This window comes from Streptomyces sparsus (assembly GCF_054776295.1).
Map to the genome: position 1 here is coordinate 1 of NZ_BAAHCA010001695.1, position 565 is coordinate 565.

Genomic DNA, 565 nt, shown 5'->3' on the forward strand with positions numbered 1-565 from the left:
CGGGCGGGGGCCGGCACGGTCCGGGCGGCAGCAACGCCCTGCCGCTGGGCAGTGTCCGCAAGGAGTGCCGGGGGCTGGCCAACGCCGCCGTGCGGCTCGACGCCCCCGCCCTGGACGCCCGGTTGGAGGCCGCGATCACCGAACACGGCCTGCTGGTCGCCTGGGACGAGGTGATCATGCCGGCGCTGCGCGCGGTGGGCCGCAAGTGGGCGTCCTCGGGTGAGCGTTACGTCGAGGTCGAACACCTGCTGTCCTGGCACATCTCCTCGGTACTGCGCCGCGTCGCCGTCAACTCCCCCGTGAACACAGACCGGCCGCCGGTACTGCTCGCCTGCGTGCCGAACGAGATGCACTCGCTCCCGCTGGAGGCGCTCGCCGCCGGCCTCGCCCAACGCGGCCTCCCGGTGAGGATGTTCGGCGCGGCAGTACCCGCCGAGGCCCTCGACGAGGCGGTGCGCCGCACCGGCCCCGCCGCCGTCGTGCTGTGGTCCCAGTCGCGAGGCACCGCCGACGGCACCCGGGCCCGCCAGATCCAGGCAACCGCCTGGGGCGTGCGCGGCGCCCG

Annotated in this window: 1 protein-coding gene; it reads left to right on the plus strand. The window is 75.6% G+C overall.

Features of this window, described 5'->3' with window-relative positions:
* On the plus strand, nucleotides 1-565 hold a 565-nt coding region (locus tag ACYVE9_RS30350; protein WP_461031060.1), incomplete at both ends, for a B12-binding domain-containing protein.